This is a genomic window from Pelagibius sp., from assembly GCF_965227505.1.
Lineage (GTDB): Bacteria > Pseudomonadota > Alphaproteobacteria > Kiloniellales > Kiloniellaceae > Pelagibius.
On record NZ_OZ245757.1, the window covers coordinates 871,038 to 886,762 of the forward strand.

The 15,725-nt window shown below is 66.8% G+C and carries 14 protein-coding genes; 7 read left to right on the top strand and 7 right to left on the bottom strand.

Going from position 1 to position 15,725, the window contains the following annotated elements; all coding sequences use genetic code 11:
* The first annotated feature begins 438 nt into the window (after window positions 1-438).
* Window positions 439-990, top strand: coding sequence for a hypothetical protein (locus ACO06P_RS04170; protein ID WP_420348747.1), 552 nt, complete (start codon window positions 439-441; stop codon window positions 988-990).
* 52 nt (window positions 991-1,042) lie between these two features.
* Here the strand turns inward: ACO06P_RS04170 and ACO06P_RS04175 are convergent, their stop codons facing one another.
* Window positions 1,043-1,537: a GNAT family N-acetyltransferase gene (locus ACO06P_RS04175; RefSeq protein ID WP_420348748.1), complete on the bottom strand. Its 495-nt coding sequence runs from the start codon at window positions 1,535-1,537 to the stop codon at window positions 1,043-1,045.
* 292 nt (window positions 1,538-1,829) lie between these two features.
* On the opposite strand from ACO06P_RS04175, the gene ACO06P_RS04180 reads away from it, so the two are divergent.
* Window positions 1,830-2,630, top strand: a complete 801-nt coding sequence (locus ACO06P_RS04180) for a phosphatase PAP2 family protein (protein WP_420348749.1) — start codon at window positions 1,830-1,832, stop codon at window positions 2,628-2,630.
* Between the two features lie 138 nt (window positions 2,631-2,768).
* Window positions 2,769-3,431 (top strand): hypothetical protein, encoded by a 663-nt coding sequence (locus ACO06P_RS04185; protein WP_420348750.1) that lies wholly within the window; start codon window positions 2,769-2,771, stop codon window positions 3,429-3,431.
* A 63-nt stretch (window positions 3,432-3,494) separates the two neighbouring features.
* On the opposite strand, the gene ACO06P_RS04190 is transcribed toward ACO06P_RS04185, so the two are convergent.
* From ACO06P_RS04190 to ACO06P_RS04200, 3 genes are read right to left on the bottom strand one after another with little or no spacing between them, the layout of a single operon-like run.
* A complete protein-coding gene (locus ACO06P_RS04190) occupies window positions 3,495-5,966 on the bottom strand; it encodes a GcvT family protein (RefSeq protein ID WP_420348751.1) in 2,472 nt (823 codons plus the stop codon).
* Between the two features lie 22 nt (window positions 5,967-5,988).
* On the bottom strand, window positions 5,989-8,418 hold the full coding sequence (locus tag ACO06P_RS04195; protein WP_420348752.1) for a GcvT family protein: 2,430 nt from the start codon (window positions 8,416-8,418) through the stop codon (window positions 5,989-5,991).
* Window positions 8,419-8,471: 53 nt separating this feature from the next.
* Window positions 8,472-9,089: a helix-turn-helix domain-containing protein gene (locus ACO06P_RS04200; protein WP_420348753.1), complete on the bottom strand. Its 618-nt coding sequence runs from the start codon at window positions 9,087-9,089 to the stop codon at window positions 8,472-8,474.
* Window positions 9,090-9,311: 222 nt separating this feature from the next.
* On the opposite strand from ACO06P_RS04200, the gene ACO06P_RS04205 reads away from it, so the two are divergent.
* The 4 genes from ACO06P_RS04205 to ACO06P_RS04220 all read left to right on the top strand — a co-directional run bounded on the left by ACO06P_RS04205 (window position 9,312) and on the right by ACO06P_RS04220 (window position 13,042).
* Window positions 9,312-10,499, top strand: a complete 1,188-nt coding sequence (locus ACO06P_RS04205) for a fumarylacetoacetate hydrolase family protein (protein ID WP_420348754.1) — start codon at window positions 9,312-9,314, stop codon at window positions 10,497-10,499.
* Between the two features lie 75 nt (window positions 10,500-10,574).
* On the top strand, window positions 10,575-12,008 hold the full coding sequence (locus ACO06P_RS04210) for an aldehyde dehydrogenase family protein (protein ID WP_420348755.1): 1,434 nt from the start codon (window positions 10,575-10,577) through the stop codon (window positions 12,006-12,008).
* 108 nt (window positions 12,009-12,116) lie between these two features.
* On the top strand, window positions 12,117-12,647 hold the full coding sequence (locus ACO06P_RS04215; protein ID WP_420348756.1) for a PAS domain-containing protein: 531 nt from the start codon (window positions 12,117-12,119) through the stop codon (window positions 12,645-12,647).
* A gap of 32 nt (window positions 12,648-12,679) precedes the next feature.
* Window positions 12,680-13,042 carry a DUF427 domain-containing protein gene (locus tag ACO06P_RS04220; protein ID WP_420348757.1) on the top strand — a complete coding sequence of 121 codons (363 nt, stop codon included), beginning with the start codon at window positions 12,680-12,682 and terminating at the stop codon, window positions 13,040-13,042.
* A 21-nt stretch (window positions 13,043-13,063) separates the two neighbouring features.
* On the opposite strand, the gene ACO06P_RS04225 is transcribed toward ACO06P_RS04220, so the two are convergent.
* From ACO06P_RS04225 to ACO06P_RS04235, 3 genes are all read right to left on the bottom strand, one after another.
* A complete protein-coding gene (locus tag ACO06P_RS04225) occupies window positions 13,064-13,636 on the bottom strand; it encodes a hypothetical protein (protein ID WP_420348758.1) in 573 nt (190 codons plus the stop codon).
* 79 nt (window positions 13,637-13,715) lie between these two features.
* Window positions 13,716-14,591, bottom strand: a complete 876-nt coding sequence (locus ACO06P_RS04230; protein WP_420348759.1) for a sugar phosphate isomerase/epimerase family protein — start codon at window positions 14,589-14,591, stop codon at window positions 13,716-13,718.
* Window positions 14,592-14,795: 204 nt separating this feature from the next.
* Entirely contained in the window at window positions 14,796-15,683 is an 888-nt protein-coding gene (locus ACO06P_RS04235; protein ID WP_421938170.1) for an NAD(P)-dependent oxidoreductase, read from the bottom strand.
* Window positions 15,684-15,725: the final 42 nt, after the last annotated feature.

Below are 15,725 nucleotides of genomic sequence, written 5' to 3' on the forward strand. Positions count from 1 at the left end.
GCGCGAGAAGCATCCCCGTATCCGCTCCGCGTTCTTGCCGAAATCCCGATGCCGATCCGGCTGACGGACCGGACGTCGACCGCCGCGCCTCCTGCTTCGCCGGAAGCGATCATGACAACGATGGCGCCCGTGAATCCGAACCAACCGATCTCATCGACGGTCTCAAGGCGCGCCGTGTCTCCAGCCTCCTCACTCCCTTGCACCGATCAACCCAGAGTCACGGCCACATCCTCAGCGCGGTTTGTCGCCTCGCCCACGGCAAGCGGCAGCACCAGCGTCTCAAGGTCCTGGTAGATTGCATCGTGGGTTTCACGTGACGACAGCAGGCCGTTCCCGCAATCCCCCAACTTAGATGCAATCGCCGAACTTGAGAGCGTGACGTTTGGTCACTGGAGAACTGTTCCTTGTTGTTAGCTTAGGTTGCTGTAGAATCCTTCCATGGACTGGGAGATCGACTTCAGAAATGGCTGCGGCGCGCTGCGATTTGGCATGTCCACCGCGGAAGTCAGCAGAGTTATCGGCCCGCCGGATGAGAGCCGCCTTCGTCACGAAGTTGAGTGTTTCGGCGACGATGAGTGGCGAGATTGCACCTATCTTCACGAAACACGCAGTGAGCATGGTTGGCGGGAATGCGTATTTCTCAACGATAGTCTTAAGGAGCTGCATGCAAGCCCGATGCGGCTACCCTGCCTCACTTTAGGCGGAACTGACGTTCTGACTCTGCCGATCCTGTCCTTCATCGAGGAATTGGACAAAGCGAACAGCGGCATTGGCCAAGCGCAAGGAGGATCGCTTTACTTCGACGATATCGGAATTGCGATTCTGCAGTTTGAGGTGCCGTCCATTCGTGAATTCGTGATGTTTGCAGCCGACTACGATCACGAAGAACCGTTAGCGCCAGTCAGCCTCGCTGAGGTAAAAGCCTACTATACTCAGACAGGCGGTCATCTTCCCGACAATGATCTGCTGAAACCTGTCGCGCCGAGCTGACACCTAGGCCATAGCTCCGAACGCCTTGAATTCGGATTTCGCCCTCCGGCGCCTACCCCAGAAACTTCACCCGGAATTCTTCGTCGTAGTAGCGCTCGCCGATTTTGAGGGCGCGGCGTTCGGTGCCGTAGCGCTCGAAGCCCATCTTCTCGTAGAAGCGGCTGGCGCGTTCGTTGTCGGCGATAACGGAACACAGCAGTTGCTCCACCTCGCCGTGGGCGTGGTCCACCACGGCCTCGACCATCTTCTCGGCCAGGCCGCTGCCGCGCGCATCCTCCTTCACGTACATGCCCCACATCAGGCCCTTGTGGCTGATCTTCGGATTCTTGAGCCCGAGGAAGCCGACGAAACCGCAGAGCTTGCCATCGAGGAAACCGCCGAAAAGCGCGTAGCGGCGCAGGCGCTGGCGGTAGGCATCCAGCGGCAGGTTCGCCACGCTCTCGTAGGTCGCCTGAAAGGCCTCGGGATGGCGCTCCAGCGCCTCCAGCCGGATCTCCCGATAGCTCTCGGCATCGTCTTCCGTCAGCTGCCGTACGTCCATCCCCATGGCTCATCTCCCGATCTTCGCGGCGGGGCCGGCGCGCAGCCGGCCGCCCGGCCTTTGCCCTGCCACCGCTTTGCCGCAAAGCCTAGCACAGCGCGGCGCGGCCGTGCACGAAGCCTGAAGCTGGGGATCCGGAAGGCCGCCGGAAAGCCTGTCGCCGGGCTGCCAAAGGCCCTAGACTGAAAGACGCTGGGCTGTCGGGAGCGCAGGGCGATCCGCGGGTGGGGCGCGGAGTGCTCTGCGGTCCCGGATGGAGAGATGTCAACAGACGGGTTCCACGAAGGGGCGGCGGACCATGACAGCGGCTTGGCGATTTTTGGCTCTGGGGCTGGCACTGCTCTGGCTGCCGGCCTGTGCGGGCGCACCGGAGCGGGCTTTCTGGGGGGCGGACGCGCGGGCGCTGCCGGGCTGGGAGCGGCTCGGCGAGGCCGCCCTGACGGCGGCCACCGACCCCTTCACCTGGCTGCCCGCCGCCGGGGCCGCGGCGCTGCAGATCGGCGGCGCCGACGAGGACGTGGCCGACTGGGCCAACGAGGAGCGGCCGCTCTTCGGCTCCCGCGACACCGCCGACGACGTGAGCGACGGGCTGCGCATCGGCAGCTACGTGCTTTACGGCGCCGCCGGCCTGGCCGCCCCCGCGCCGGAGGATGCCTGGCTGGAGACCAAGGCCAAGGGCTTTGCCGTCGGCGCTGGAACCCTGCTCGCCACCCGCGGCGCGACCGACGGCCTGAAGGCCGTGACCGACCGCGAGCGCCCGCTGGACCAGGACGACGAGTCCTTCCCCTCCGGCCATGCCAGCATGACCGCCGCCGCCGCACGGCTCACCAGCGACTCCCTGACGTATTACGACCTCTCCCGCCCCGCAGAGATCGGCAGCGACATCGCGCTGGCCGGGCTCGTCCTCACGACCTCCTGGGCGCGGCTGGAGGCCGGCGAGCACCACCCGGCCGACGTCCTGGCCGGCATGGCGCTCGGCAACTTCCTCGCCGTCTTCGCCACCGAAGCCTTCCTCGCCCCCGCCACAGAAGACCGTCTCGCCCTGGGCGTCAGGCCCGAGGACGACGGCATGGTGGTGCAACTCGGGTGGCGGTTCTAGCCATAACCCGAACCAAGCACACTCCGGGGTCTGTGCCTTGATACCAGAGCATTCCCTACCAGAGAGGCACGGCGGCGCGGCGCAGCCCGTGATCCTCAGTTTGCCCTTCTTTAGGCCGACTGGAGTCAGAGGATCCGCATGAGCTCAGCGTCGCCCCACAACAAGATCATCAACGCCGTCGCCCGGGCCAAGTTGCGGCCCCTCGGCATCCAGCAGAAGGGCCGGTCCCGCGTCTGGTACGACGACCGGCGCTGGCACGGCATCGTTATCGAGTTTCAGCCGTCGGGCTTCTCAAAGATGTCCTACCTGAACGTCGCAGTCGCGTGGTTCTGGTACCCGAAGGATCACTGGTCGTTCGACTGGGGCTACCGCGAAGCGGACGCCGCCGAGTTCGATGGCGATGAAGCACAGTTCCGCGAGGATTTCGAGGCCCTGGCGGATACAGCCATCGAAGCCATAAACCGTTACCGCGCCCGGACCGGAACACTGAAAGACGCGTACGATGGCCTTCTCGAGAACCACAAGCAGTTCACGCGACCGGGTGGATGGCCGGACGTACACCTCGGCATGCTGGCGGCTTTGAATGGGCAACGCGATCAAGCCGAAAAGCTCTTGAGCTACGTCGCCAATGAGGAAGGCGAAACCAAGGCGGACATGAGCCTGAAAAGGTTCTGCAAACAGGCGGTTGCGCACTTGGGGAATCCGGACGGTCTACGAACCTGGGTCGAGGGCAACATCGCGGAATGCCGCAGCATGCGCCGCCTACCGCCACTTGATCCGCCTACGCTGCCCAGCAGCTAAACATCTATCGCATTCGAGCCAGAGACTACGAAAGGTGCGGAGAACTGTCCGAGAGAGTCGCCCCTACCCCCTCACCCGCTCGCTCTTGGGGTCGTAGAGCGGCTTGAGGCTGGCCAGCGCCGGGACGCGTTCGCCGGCGACCTCGATTTCGTAGCGCGAGCCCAGCACGGCCTCGGCGTTCTCGGTCACCTCGCAGGCGACGTAGCCGAGGCCGATGGCGGCGCCCAGGTGGTGGCCGTAGTTGCCCGAGGTCAGGTAGCCGGCGATGCGCCCGTCGCGCCAGATCGGCTCGTTGTGATAGAGCAGCGGCTCCGGGTCCTCCAGCTTGAACTGGAGCAGGCGCTTGGAAAGGCCGAGTTGCTTCTTGCGCAGCACCGCCTCGCGGCCCAGGAAGTCGCCGAAGCGCGAGGCCGGCTTGTCCGGCTTCACGGCGAAGCCCAGGCCCGCCTCCAGCACGTGGTCCTCGTCGGAGATGTCGTGGCCGAAGTGGCGGAAGGCCTTTTCCATGCGGCAGGAGTCCAGCACGTGCATGCCGCAGAGTTTCAGCCCCTGCGGTTCGCCCGCCGCCAGGATGGTGTCGAAGACGTGGCGCGCCATATCGACCGAGACATAGAGCTCCCAGCCCAGTTCGCCCACATAAGTGATGCGGTGGGCGCGGGCCAGGGCGGCACCGATCTCGATCTCCTGCATCGTCGCGAAAGGGAAAGCGCCGTTGGAAAGGTCGGTGGCGGTGAGCGGTTGCAGCAGGGCGCGCGCCTTCGGCCCCATGACGCAGAGCACGGCTTCGGCCGCCGTCACCTCGGTGGCGATGCAGTGGGCGTCTTCGGGGATGTGGCGCTTCAGCCAGGTCAGGTCGCGCCGTCCGACGGCAGCGCCGGTGATGACCAGAAAGGCGGTCTCCGAGAGGCGGGTAACGGTGAGGTCGGCTTCGATGCCGCCGCGCCCGTTCAGCCACTGGGTGTAGACGATCTTGCCCACCGGCACCGCGACGTCGTTGGCGCAGACCCGCTGCAGCACCGCCTCGGCGTCGCGGCCTTCGACCCGGATCTTGGCGAAGGACGACATGTCAAAAAGCCCGACACCCTCGCGCACCGCGCGGTGCTCCTGCGCGGCGTAGTCGAACCAGTTCTGCCGCTTCCAGGAGTAGCGGTAGTCCGCCGTCTCGCCGGCGGCTTTCGCCTCCGGCGGCAGGAACCAGTTGGCCCTCTCCCAGCCCGCCACCTCGCCGAAGCAGGCGCCGCGCTCGGCCAGGCGCTCGTGCAGCGGGCTGTGGCGCACGCCCCGCGCCGTGGCGAACTGGCGGTAGGGAAAGTGGTCGGCGTAGAGCAGGCCGAGGCTCTCCTTGGCGCGCTCGTAGAGGTAGGTACGGTTGTTCTGGAAAGGCTGCATCCTGCGGATGTCGACGTCCCAGAGGTCGAAGGGCGGCTCGCCGGCGTCCATCCACTCCGCCAACGCCTTGCCCGCCCCGCCGGCGGACTGGATGCCGACGGAGTTGAAGCCGGCGGCGACGAAGAAATTGCGCAGCTCCGGCGCCTCGCCCAGCAGATAGCGGTCGTCCGGGGTGAAGCTCTCCGGCCCGTTGAAGAAGGTGTGGATGCCCGCGGTCTCCAGGATCGGCAGGCGCGCGACGGCATCCTCCAGGATCGGTGCGAAGTGGTCGAAGTCCTCCGGCAGCTGGTCGAAGCAGAAGTCCTCGGCGATCCCCTCCATGCCCCAGGGCTTGGCCAGCGGCTCGAAGGCGCCGAGCAGGATCTTGCCGGCGTCTTCCTTGTAGTAGGCGCACTCGTCGGGAATGCGCAGCACCGGCAGGTCGCGCGGCAGGTCGGGAACGTTCTCGGTGACGATGTAGAAGTGCTCGCAGGCCTGCAGCGGCACGTCGACGCCGGCCATGCGGCCGACTTCGCGCCCCCACATGCCGGCGCAGTTCACCACCGCCTCCGCCTCGATGCGGCCCTTGTCGGTGACCACGCCGGTGACGCGACCGCCCCCCTGTTCGATGGCGGTCACCTTGGTCTGCTCGAAGACCTTCACGCCCTTCTGCCGCGCGCCCTTGGCGAGCGCGAGGGCGATGTTGGCCGGGTCGGCCTGGCCGTCCTTGGGCAGGAAGACGCCGCCGGTAACCCCCTCCAGCGACAACAGCGGGTAGGCCGCATTCACCTCCTCCGGCGTCAGCACCTCCACTTCCAGCCCGAAGGTCTTGGCCATGGAGGCGCCGCGTTTCAGTTCCTCCAGGCGCTCCCCGGTGAGGGCGACGGAGAGGGAGCCGTTCTGCTTGAAGCCGGTGGCCACGCCTGTCTCCGCCTCCAGCGTGCCGTAAAGCTCGGCGGAGTACTTGGCGAGCTGGGTCATGTTCATGGTGGCCCGCAGCTGGCCGATCAGCCCGGCGGCATGCCAGGTGGTACCGCAGGTCAGCTGCTTGCGCTCCAGCAGCACCACGTCCTGCCAGCCGAGCTTGGCCAGATGATAGGCGACGGAACAGCCGATGACGCCGCCGCCGATGATGACCGCGCGGGCCTTGGTTGGAAGCTCGCTCATGGTTCCCCTCCCGCTTCTCCGCTCAGGCCCGCAGCCGTTCGTTCTTGGGGTCGAAGAGCGGCGACGTGCCGACCCGCGCCGGGCAGCGCTCGCCGTAGATCTCCACCTCCAGGGCCTCGCCTTCTGTGGCCAGGTCCGTCTGCACATAGGCCAGGGCGATCGATTTCTCGATGCGGTGGCCGTAGCCGCCCGAGGTGACGAGACCGACCCGGCGCTCGCCCTTCCAGACCGTGGCGCAGAAGGGCGCGTCGGAGTCCTTCGCCTCCACCAGCAGCGGCACGAAGCGCTCGCGGGGGCCGGCCTGCTTTTCCGTCAGCAGCGCCTCCCGCCCGACGAACTGCGCCTTGTCCAGCTTCACGAAGCGGTCGAGGGCGCCCATCAGCGGCGAGTACTCGCTGGCGAGATCCTGCTTCCAGGCCATGTAGCCCTTTTCCAGGCGCAGGGAGTCCATGGCGTACATGCCGAAGTCGCGGATGCCGTGGGCTTCGCCCGCCTGCCACAGCAGGTCATAGACCGGCGCCACGGTCTCGATGGGCAGGTGCAGCTCCCAGCCCAGTTCGCCGACGTAGTTCACGCGGATGGCAAATCCCCTTGCCTGTGCGACCTCAATGGACTGTACGGAGAGCCAGGGGAAGGCCCCGTTGGAGAGATCGCTCTCCGTTACCGGCCCCAGCACATCGCGCGCTCTGGGGCCCGCCAGCACCAGGGTGCTCCAGCGGCTGGTGATGTTTTCCAGGGTAAAGGCAGCGTCGGCCGGCCGGTGGCTCCTGAGCCAGTCCTCGTCGTGCCACTCCCCAGCGGCGGCCGAGATCAGCCAGAAGTGGTCCTCGCCCAGGCGGGTCAAAGTCATCTCGGTGACCACGCCGCCGCGCGGCGAACAGAAGTAGCCGAGGGAGATGCGCCCCACCTTGGGCAGGGCCCCGGCCACCAGGCCGTCCAGCCAGTCCGCCGTGCCCGGCCCCTTCACTTCGAAGCGCGCGAAGCCCGGCAGGTCGAGGATGCCGACGGCCTCGGCCACCGCCCTGCTCTCGGCGGCGACGGCGGGATACCAGTTGCCCTCCCGCGCCAGGGTCAGGTCGCCCTTGGGCTGCGCCCCGGGCTCCGCGAACCAGACCGCCCGCTCCCAGCCGCCGCGGGCGCCGAAGACCGCACCCTTGGCCTTCAGTCTCTCGTAGAGCGGCGAGACCTTGGCCGGGCGGCCGGCGGGACGTTCCTCGTGCGGGAAGTGCATGGCGTATTCGTGCTGGTAGAACTCGACCGCCTTGTCGACCACGTAGCGCTTGGTGGCGAAGTCGGTGTAGCGGCGCGGATCGATGACCCAGAGATCCCACTCCGGCTCGCCCTCGACGATCCACTCCGCCATGGTTTTGCCGGCACCGCCGGACTGGGCGATACCGAAGGAGAAGACGCAGGCCTCGTAGAAGTTGGTGAGGCCCGGCGCCGGACCGACCAGCGGGTTGCCGTCCGGCGTATAGGGGATCGGCCCGTTGATCACCCGCTGCACGCCGGCGCTGCCCAGCATCGGCACGCGCGCGCAGGCCTGCTCGATGTACCACTCCAGCCGGTCCAGATCGTCCGGGTAGAGCTGGAAGGAGAAGTCGTCGGGCATGCCGTCCAGCCAGTGGGGTGTCGCCTGCCACTCGTAGGGACCGAGGATCAGGCCCTTGCCCTCCTGGCGCAGGTAGTAGCTGTCGTCCGGGTCGCGCAGCAGCGGGACCTTGTGGTCGAGGGTCGCCAGCTCAGGGATCTCCTCGGTCACCAGATACTGATGCGACATCGCGACGGTGGGCACGTCCCGGCCCACCATGCGGCCGATCTCCGCGGCGCGGTAGCCGGCGGCATTCACCACCTTCTCGGCGATGATGCTGCCCTTCTCGCTCTCCACCTTCCATTCGCCCGACGGCAGCTGCGAGAGCCCGGTGACGGCACAGAAGCGGACCACCTTGGCGCCCAGGTCGCGGGCGCCCTTGGCGTAAGCCTGGGTGAGCTGCGCCGGATCGATGTCGCCGTCCATGGGGTCCCAGAGCCCCCCCTTCAGGTCATGCAGTTCCAGGAAGGGATAGCGGTCCTTCACCTCGTTCACCCCCAGCACCTCGTAGTCCATGCCCTGATAGCCGGCCATGGAGGCGACGTGGCGGAACTCCGCCATGCGGTCTTCAGACTGGGCGATGCGGATGGAGCCGGTACGGTGATAGTTCATCGGGTAGTCGACGTCGTCGGCCAGGCGCGCGAAGAGCTCCGCCGAGTAGCGCTGCAGCTTCATCATGTTCCAGCTGCCCGAGAAGGTCGGGCAGTTGCCGGCCGCGTGCCAGGTGGAGCCGGAGGTCAGCTCGTTCTTTTCCAGCAGCACCGCGTCGCTGCAGCCCATCTTGGCCAGGTGATAGAGCGTCGAGGCCCCGACGGCGCCGCCCCCGATGATGACAACCCTGGCATGGCTGGGCAGATCTGACATGACTCTCTCCCCTTCGGACGGCCGCTTCCAAGAAAGCTCAAGAAAATGGCGGCTCAGTAGATTGGCGGCGCGATCACCCAGATCACCTCGGCGCGCACCCGCCCGGGGTTGCGCCAGCGAAAGGGTTCGCGTTCGATGCGAAAGCTGTCCCCGGCCTTCAGGCGGAACTGCCGCCCGTCGATCCAGAGGTCCAGCGCGCCGGAGACGACGTAGCCCGTCTCCTCCGTATCGCGCTGGGCCGGCTCCTTCAGCTCGGCGCCGGGCTCGAAAAGGCTGCGGATCACTTCGAAGGCACCGCCCAGGTCCGGCGACAGCAGCTCTTCGGTCAGGCCGTCCGCCGCCAGCCCCAAGGGGCGGCGGGCACTGGACCGCACGACGATGCCGCGTTCCTCCGGCGGCACGCCCTCATGCACGAAAAACCACGACAGCGGCGCGCCCAGGGCGCCGGCCAGCCGCCGCAGGTCGCTGATGGACAGTTCCGAGAGCCCCCGCTCCACCTGGCTCAGGAAGCCCACCGAGCGGCCGACTTCGGCCGCAAGTTCGGAAAGCGTCAGCCCGCGGGACTTGCGCAGGGCCCGAAGATCCCGCCCCACGCCGGAGGCGAGCGCGCCTGTCAGGGCCGCCGCGTCCTTCGCGACCATGAGGTCCTGTCGACCGTTGCCCTGGCTCACCCTGCCCGCTCCCGATGCAAACTCTCGATAAATCAAACTGCCTCTCTCGCCGTGAAATTTCCAGAGATTTTTTCATCGAATTGCGCCGATCCGACGCCCGGCCGTCGCCGCCGCAGGACAAAGGTTCAAACTGCCCGGCGAAGGTTCTAAAGTGCCGGTCTCCTCACGGCGCCCCGCTTCAAGAGCGCCGGTTCCAAAGATGCCTTCAGCGAGATCTGCCCGATGGACCTTTCCGCCGACTTCATCCTGCCCGACGACAAGACTTCAGGCCTGCTGGTCGGGCGGGCCTGGCTGCCCGGCACGCCCGCCGGGCCGAGCCCGGTGGTGCTGGCGGACGACGTGGTGCACGACCTCTCTGCGCTCGCGCCCACCGTCTCGGCGTTGCTCGACCTGGAGGAGATGACCGAACGCATCCGCGCGGCGCTTCATGGCGGCAAGCTGACGGCCATCGGCGAACTTGAAGCCATCCTGTCGAACTCCGCCTGGGATGCGCGGCGGGAGGGGATCGCCTATTTCCTCGCGCCCTGCGATCTGCAGGCCCTGCGCGCCAGCGGCGTCACCTTTGTCGACTCGATGCTGGAACGGGTGATCGAGGAACAGGCCAAAGGCGATCCGGCCCAGGCCGAGGCCATCCGCGAGAGCCTGGCCGCCGAGATCGGCACCCAGCTCGCCAGCCTGAAGCCGGGCTCGCCGGAAGCGGCGAGACTGAAGGAAAGCCTCATCGAGCGCGGCCAGTGGTCTCAGTACCTGGAAGTCGGCATCGGCCCGGACGCGGAGATCTTCACCAAGTCCCAGCCCATGTCCGCAGTCGGCTGCGGGGCGGAGATCGGCATTCTCGCCACATCGGTCTGGAACAACCCGGAGCCCGAGGTGGCCGTGGTGGCGAACGGGCGCGGAGAAATCGTCGGCGCCACACTCGGCAACGACGTCAACCTGCGCGACGTGGAGGGCCGCTCGGCCCTGCTGCTGGGCCGCGCCAAGGACAACAACGCCTCCTGCGCGCTGGGTCCCTTCATCCGCCTGCTGGACGAGACCTTCGATATGGCAGCCCTCACCCGGACCGCCATCGAAGTGGAGGTGAGCGGCGAGGACGGCTTCACCATCGCCGACACCTACCCGCTCTCCGCCATCAGCCGCAGCCCCGAGGAGCTGGTGCGACAGGCCTTCAACGCCGACCACCAATACCCTGACGGACTTGTGCTTTTTCTCGGCACCATGTTCGCACCGGTCCAGGACCGGGAGGTACCCGGCGAAGGCTTCACCCACAAGCTGGGCGATATCGTCACCATTCGCTCCAAGGAGCTGGGGGCGCTCGTCAACCGGGTGAACCACTGCGACAAGATCGCCCCCTGGACCTTCGGCAGCCTGGCGCTGATGCGCAACCTGGCCCAGCGCGGACTGCTAACCTGACGTGAGAGTCGCAGGCTCCACGACTCTGAAAAGACTTTGTTTTCTGGCAACCCTATCCTTTCAGGAGATCGCATCGTGCAGAACAACCTGATCGCCGGGTCCTGGGTCGAAGGCCCGGACGCTGTCGACAATATCAACCCCTCCGACCTGGACGACGTGATCGACAGCTACGCCCGCGCCGATGCCGGCCAGGTGAACGACGCTGTCGCCGCCGCCAAGGCCGCCTTCCCGGCCTGGTCGACCGGCTCCATCCAGGCGCGGGCCGGCATGCTGGCCGCCGTGGCCGCCGAGATCATGGCCCGCAAGGAAGAACTGGGCGAACTGCTGGCCCGCGAGGAAGGCAAGACCAAACCCGAGGGCATCGGCGAGGTGATGCGGGCCGGACAGATCTTCGACTTCTTCGCCGGCGAGGTGGTGCGCCAGAGCGGCGAGAAGATCGCCTCGGTGCGCCCCGGTATCGACGTGGAGATCACCCGGGAGCCGCTGGGCGTCGTTGGCCTCATCACGCCCTGGAATTTCCCCATCGCCATCCCGGCCTGGAAGATCGCCCCGGCGTTGGCCTACGGCAACTGCGTGGTCATCAAACCGGCGGAGATCGCCCCCGCTTCCGCCCATGCGCTGGCCGAGATCATCCAGCGCGCCGGCGTGCCGGAAGGTGTCTTCAACCTCGCCATGGGCAAGGGCTCGGTGGTCGGCGAGGCGCTGGTGAACCATCCGGACGTCGCCGCCATCTCCTTCACCGGTTCGGTGGAAACCGGCAAGCGCATCGCCGCCAACTGCGCCGCGCGCCTCGCCAAGGTGCAGTTGGAGATGGGCGGCAAGAACCCCCTGGTGGTGTTGGACGACGCCGACCTCGGCACGGCGGTGGACTGCGCCCTCAACGGCGCCTTCTTCTCCACCGGCCAGCGCTGCACGGCGTCTTCGCGGCTGGTGGTGCAGAAAGGCATCCACAATGCCTTCGTCGACGCCCTGGTCGAGAAGATGCAGGCGCTGAAGGTGGACAACGCCTTGCTGGAGGGAACCCAGATGGGCCCGGTGGTCGACCAGTCCCAGCTCGACCAGGATCTCAAGTATCTCGACATCGGCCGCGACGAGGGCGCGAAGCTCGCCTGGGGCGGTGAGCGCCTGAACCGCGCGACCCAGGGCTTCTACCTGCAGCCGGCGCTCTTCACCGAGACCGACAACGCCATGCGCATCAACCAGGAGGAAATCTTCGGCCCCATCGCCTCGGTCATCGCCGTGGACGGCTACGAGCAGGCCCTGGATGTCGCCAACGACACCGCCTTCGGCCTGTCCGCCGGCATCTGCACGTCGAGCCTGAAGCATGCCAGCCACTTCAAGCGCCACTCGCAGGCCGGCATGGTGATGGTGAACCTGCCGACGGCAGGCGTGGACTATCACGTCCCCTTCGGCGGGCGCAAAGGATCGAGCTATGGGTCGCGCGAACAGGGCCGCTACGCCGCTGAGTTCTACACCACGGTGAAGACAGGATACACTTTGCCCGTCTAACGGCCGGCGCGATGCAACCCGCCGCGCCGGGCCGCTTGCCGCGCGGCTTGGCGCAGGCGGTGGATTGGCTCTATGCTGGTCGCCAGCCGCGCTTGAGACCTGACCGCCGTGACCCTGGACCCCCGGCAGCAAGAGATCTACGACGCCTGGTGCCGCGAACAGGCGGCCCTCGGCGCCGTGCCACCGCGCACGGCTTTCGACCCGATCGCCTTTCCCCGCGCGCTGTCCACGCTGGTGCTGGTGGAGCGGGTTGAAGACGACGCCCTCTGTTTCCGCCTGGTGGGCACCGACATGGTGGAGGCCTGGGGCGGCGACTTCACCGGCCGACGCCTGGACGAAATCATGGAGGGCGAGTACCACGGCTTCATCCGCGGGCTGTTCGACGAATGCATTGCGCGCCGCGGCCCGATCTTCTCCCACAGCCGTTTCCAGTGGGACAAGGGGCGCGCCCTCGACACCCGCCGGCTGATGCTGCCCTTTCGCCGCGATGCGGAGTCTGAGGACATCGCTTTCATTCTGGTCAGCCAGGTCTTCGACCATGGCAAGCGGGGCCCGACCCAGCCCATCGTGCAGGCCGGCAAGGGCTTCGAGATCGTCGAGTTGGAGCGCGAACATCTCTCGGAGACTCCGCGCAGCTAGAACATGTCCCGGCTCAAAACAGGAGATCCCTCATGTCCGAGCCTACCCACCGGGCCACGCTGTCTCCGGCGCCCGCGCCCTACGTCGCGAAGGTCGGCAACACCGTCATTGCGCGGAGCAGCCGTGCGCTCGTCCTGGAAGAGGTCTCACCGCGCAAGACTTACGCACCGGTCGTCTACTTTCCGGTGGAGGATGTGGACCGCGGCGTGCTGCGCCCGAGCGACCACAACAGCTTCTGCCCGATCAAGGGCGAGGCCAGCTACCACGATATTGCGGTGGACGGCCGACTGCTGGAACGGGCCGCCTGGTACTACCCCGATCCGCTGCCCATGGTGGCCGGGGTGAAAGGCCACGTCGCTTTCTACAGAGACAAGGTAGCGGTCGAGAAGGCCTGATACCCCCTATGGCGGATCGACCTAAAGCGAAGCAACATCAAGTGTTTGTGCGTAGTTTTTAGCCTTTTGTTGAAAAACTTCTTCGCTGGGGCCAGCAGCGGCGGCGCAGACGAACAGCGGGATCGACTTCTCCGGCTCCGGGTGGCGCAGTTCGATGACGTAGAAGGTCCGATAGTAGCTGCCGCGTAGAATACGCTGTGCCCTGGCCTCTACGCCGTCGAACGCGCTGTAGGGCGCGAACCAGTTCTCCATTCGGCGGAACCACCGGCCGCGGACCGTCACGCCGTCGGACGCGAAGGCGAGGTCCCGCCCGGAACGGTACGACAGCGCGGCGAGATACAGCAGACCGGCGCCGATGCACAAGGACGGCAACGCGAGCAGCAGCGCCGAGGCAACAGAAAGCTCGCCGGACGACAGCAGCACGGCGGTCGCCAGAGCGCCGGCGGCGAAGCCGCCGAAACCCGCAACGACCAGGAGTGCTGCGTTCAAAGGTGCCGGCGCCTGACGGATGGTCACCGGCAGGCTGGAGAGATCGAGGTCGATCCCGCCCACCCAGCGCCAGACCTCAAGCTGCCGTTTCAAAAGTCCGATCATCGGCTGCGCAGGACTCCCGTGCTTCGTCTGAAGGGAAGTCGCCCGCGAAGCGCAGGCGGTTCACTGCGCGCCCTGACCTTTACTGGAAGATCTGCTTGAAGCGATCGACGGAGCCGCGGAAACCCGCCTCGAAGTCACCGTCGCCGGGGTGGTAGACGCTTTCGTAGGAGATCACGCAGTCGTAGCCGTCGCGTTTCAGCGCGGCGGCCAGGGGCTCCCACTGGGCGGCGAGCTGGCCTTCGCCGAAGGGACGCACCTCCAGTGTTGCCTTGGGCGTATCCGCCCGGACGTCTTTCACGTGCATATGGCCGAGGTAGCCCCCCGGCGCGGCGCTGCCCAGGGTCTCGTAGCCCTCCGGCCAGGCATCCTCGTGGGCCCAGCAGTTGTTGGCCGGGTCCCAGAGCACGGTCAGCACGTCCTGGGCGCCCAGGTCGTCGATCAGACGCTTGCCGGTCCAGCAGGAGTTTACCATGGTGCCGTTGCCGGTCTCGACGACAAGCTGCGCGTCTTCCGCCCGGGCCAGTTCGATGGCCGGGGCGATCAGCGGCAGCAGCGCGTCCCAGGCGCCCTTGGCGACGTTCCACTGCTCGGCGCCGTGCAGGCCCCAGAGGATCGTCTCCTTCTTGCCGGACAGGATACGCACTTTGGGTGAGCCAACCTGCCGCGCGATCTCGATACAGCGCTTCAGCCTGTCCATGTGCTTCACGTGCAGCGGCTCGCCTGGCCGGGTGGTCATCGGCATACCGGCGAAGACGTGGTGGCAGATGTTGGAGACCTTCTTGCCGTGGCGCTCAAGAAGGTCGCAGACGCGCGCCCGCTCCGCCGTGTCGAGATCCCCCACCTCCTTGTCCCAGACGAACTGCAGTTCAGCGTAGTCCAGACCGAACTCGTCCATGACGGTGAGCGCGTGTTCGAAGTCACGGCTGATGCCGTCGGTGATGACACCCAGTTTCATGAAATCTCGCCCTCCCATTTCTTCAGGTAGGCCGCGTAAGCTGCCGGATCGATGACTGACCTCGTGCTTCGAGACGCTGCGCTCCTCAGCATGAGGTGAATCCCCGCACTACCTTGCCTCACCCTGAGGAGGCCCCCTTTCAATCGCATCCGGGAGCCGTCTCGAAGGGTTTGTGCTTCGACCTTATCACTTGTGCTACAGGCCCTAGCGCTTCAGTTCGGCGCCGACGATCTCCTCCAGCACGCGGGTGACGATCCAGTTGTCGCCCTCCGGGTACTTGGTCTTGCCGGCCTGGAAGAGCTGCATGGCCGCGGTGGCGGTGAACAGCGGCACGCCCAGTTCCCGCGCCAGGTCGAGGCTGATGGTCAGGTCCTTGTGCATGGTGCTGATCTGGCTGCCGGTGCCGACGAACTGCCGATCGATGATCTTCTCCAGCGCCGTGTTGGCGGCGATGCTGCCGCCGCTGGAGGTGGAGACCACGTCGTAGAGCACCTGGCCCGGAACGCCTGCCTTGGCCGCCAGGGCCGCCGCCTCGAAGGTGGCCGAGAAGACCCCGCCGATGAGCGACTGCAGGCAGGCTTTGACGGTCTGGCCCATGCCGGGCGTATCGCCGACCCGGTGGATGGTCTTGCTCACCGCCTCCATGGCCGGTCGGGCCTTTTCCATCGCCGCGTCGGAGCCGGCGGCCATCATCGTGAGGGTGCCGCCCTGGGCGCCGGGAAAGCCGCCGCTGACCGGGGAGTCGATCAGATCAATACCGCTGCCGGCCAGGCCCTCGGCAATCTCCCGCGCCTCAGCCGCGCGGATGGTGGCGCTGAGGATCGCCACGGCGCCGGGCTGCAGGGTGGACGCAAGCCCGTCGCCCAGGATCACGGCCTTGGCCTGGTCGCCGGTCATCACCATCACGAAGACCACATCGGCCTGGCGGCCGACATCGGCGGGACTTTCCGCCGCCTGCCCGCCCATCTCGGTAAAGGCAGCCATGCGCTGCTCCGAAAGGTCGAAGCCCGCCGTCCGAAGCCCCTTGGCAATGAGATTCTTCGCCAGGCCGCTGCCCATGTCGCCCAGCCCGACCACGCCGCATCTGATCATCGCGTTTCCTCGCCCCCGGTTGTCGGCGCCGCGACCTGTCCC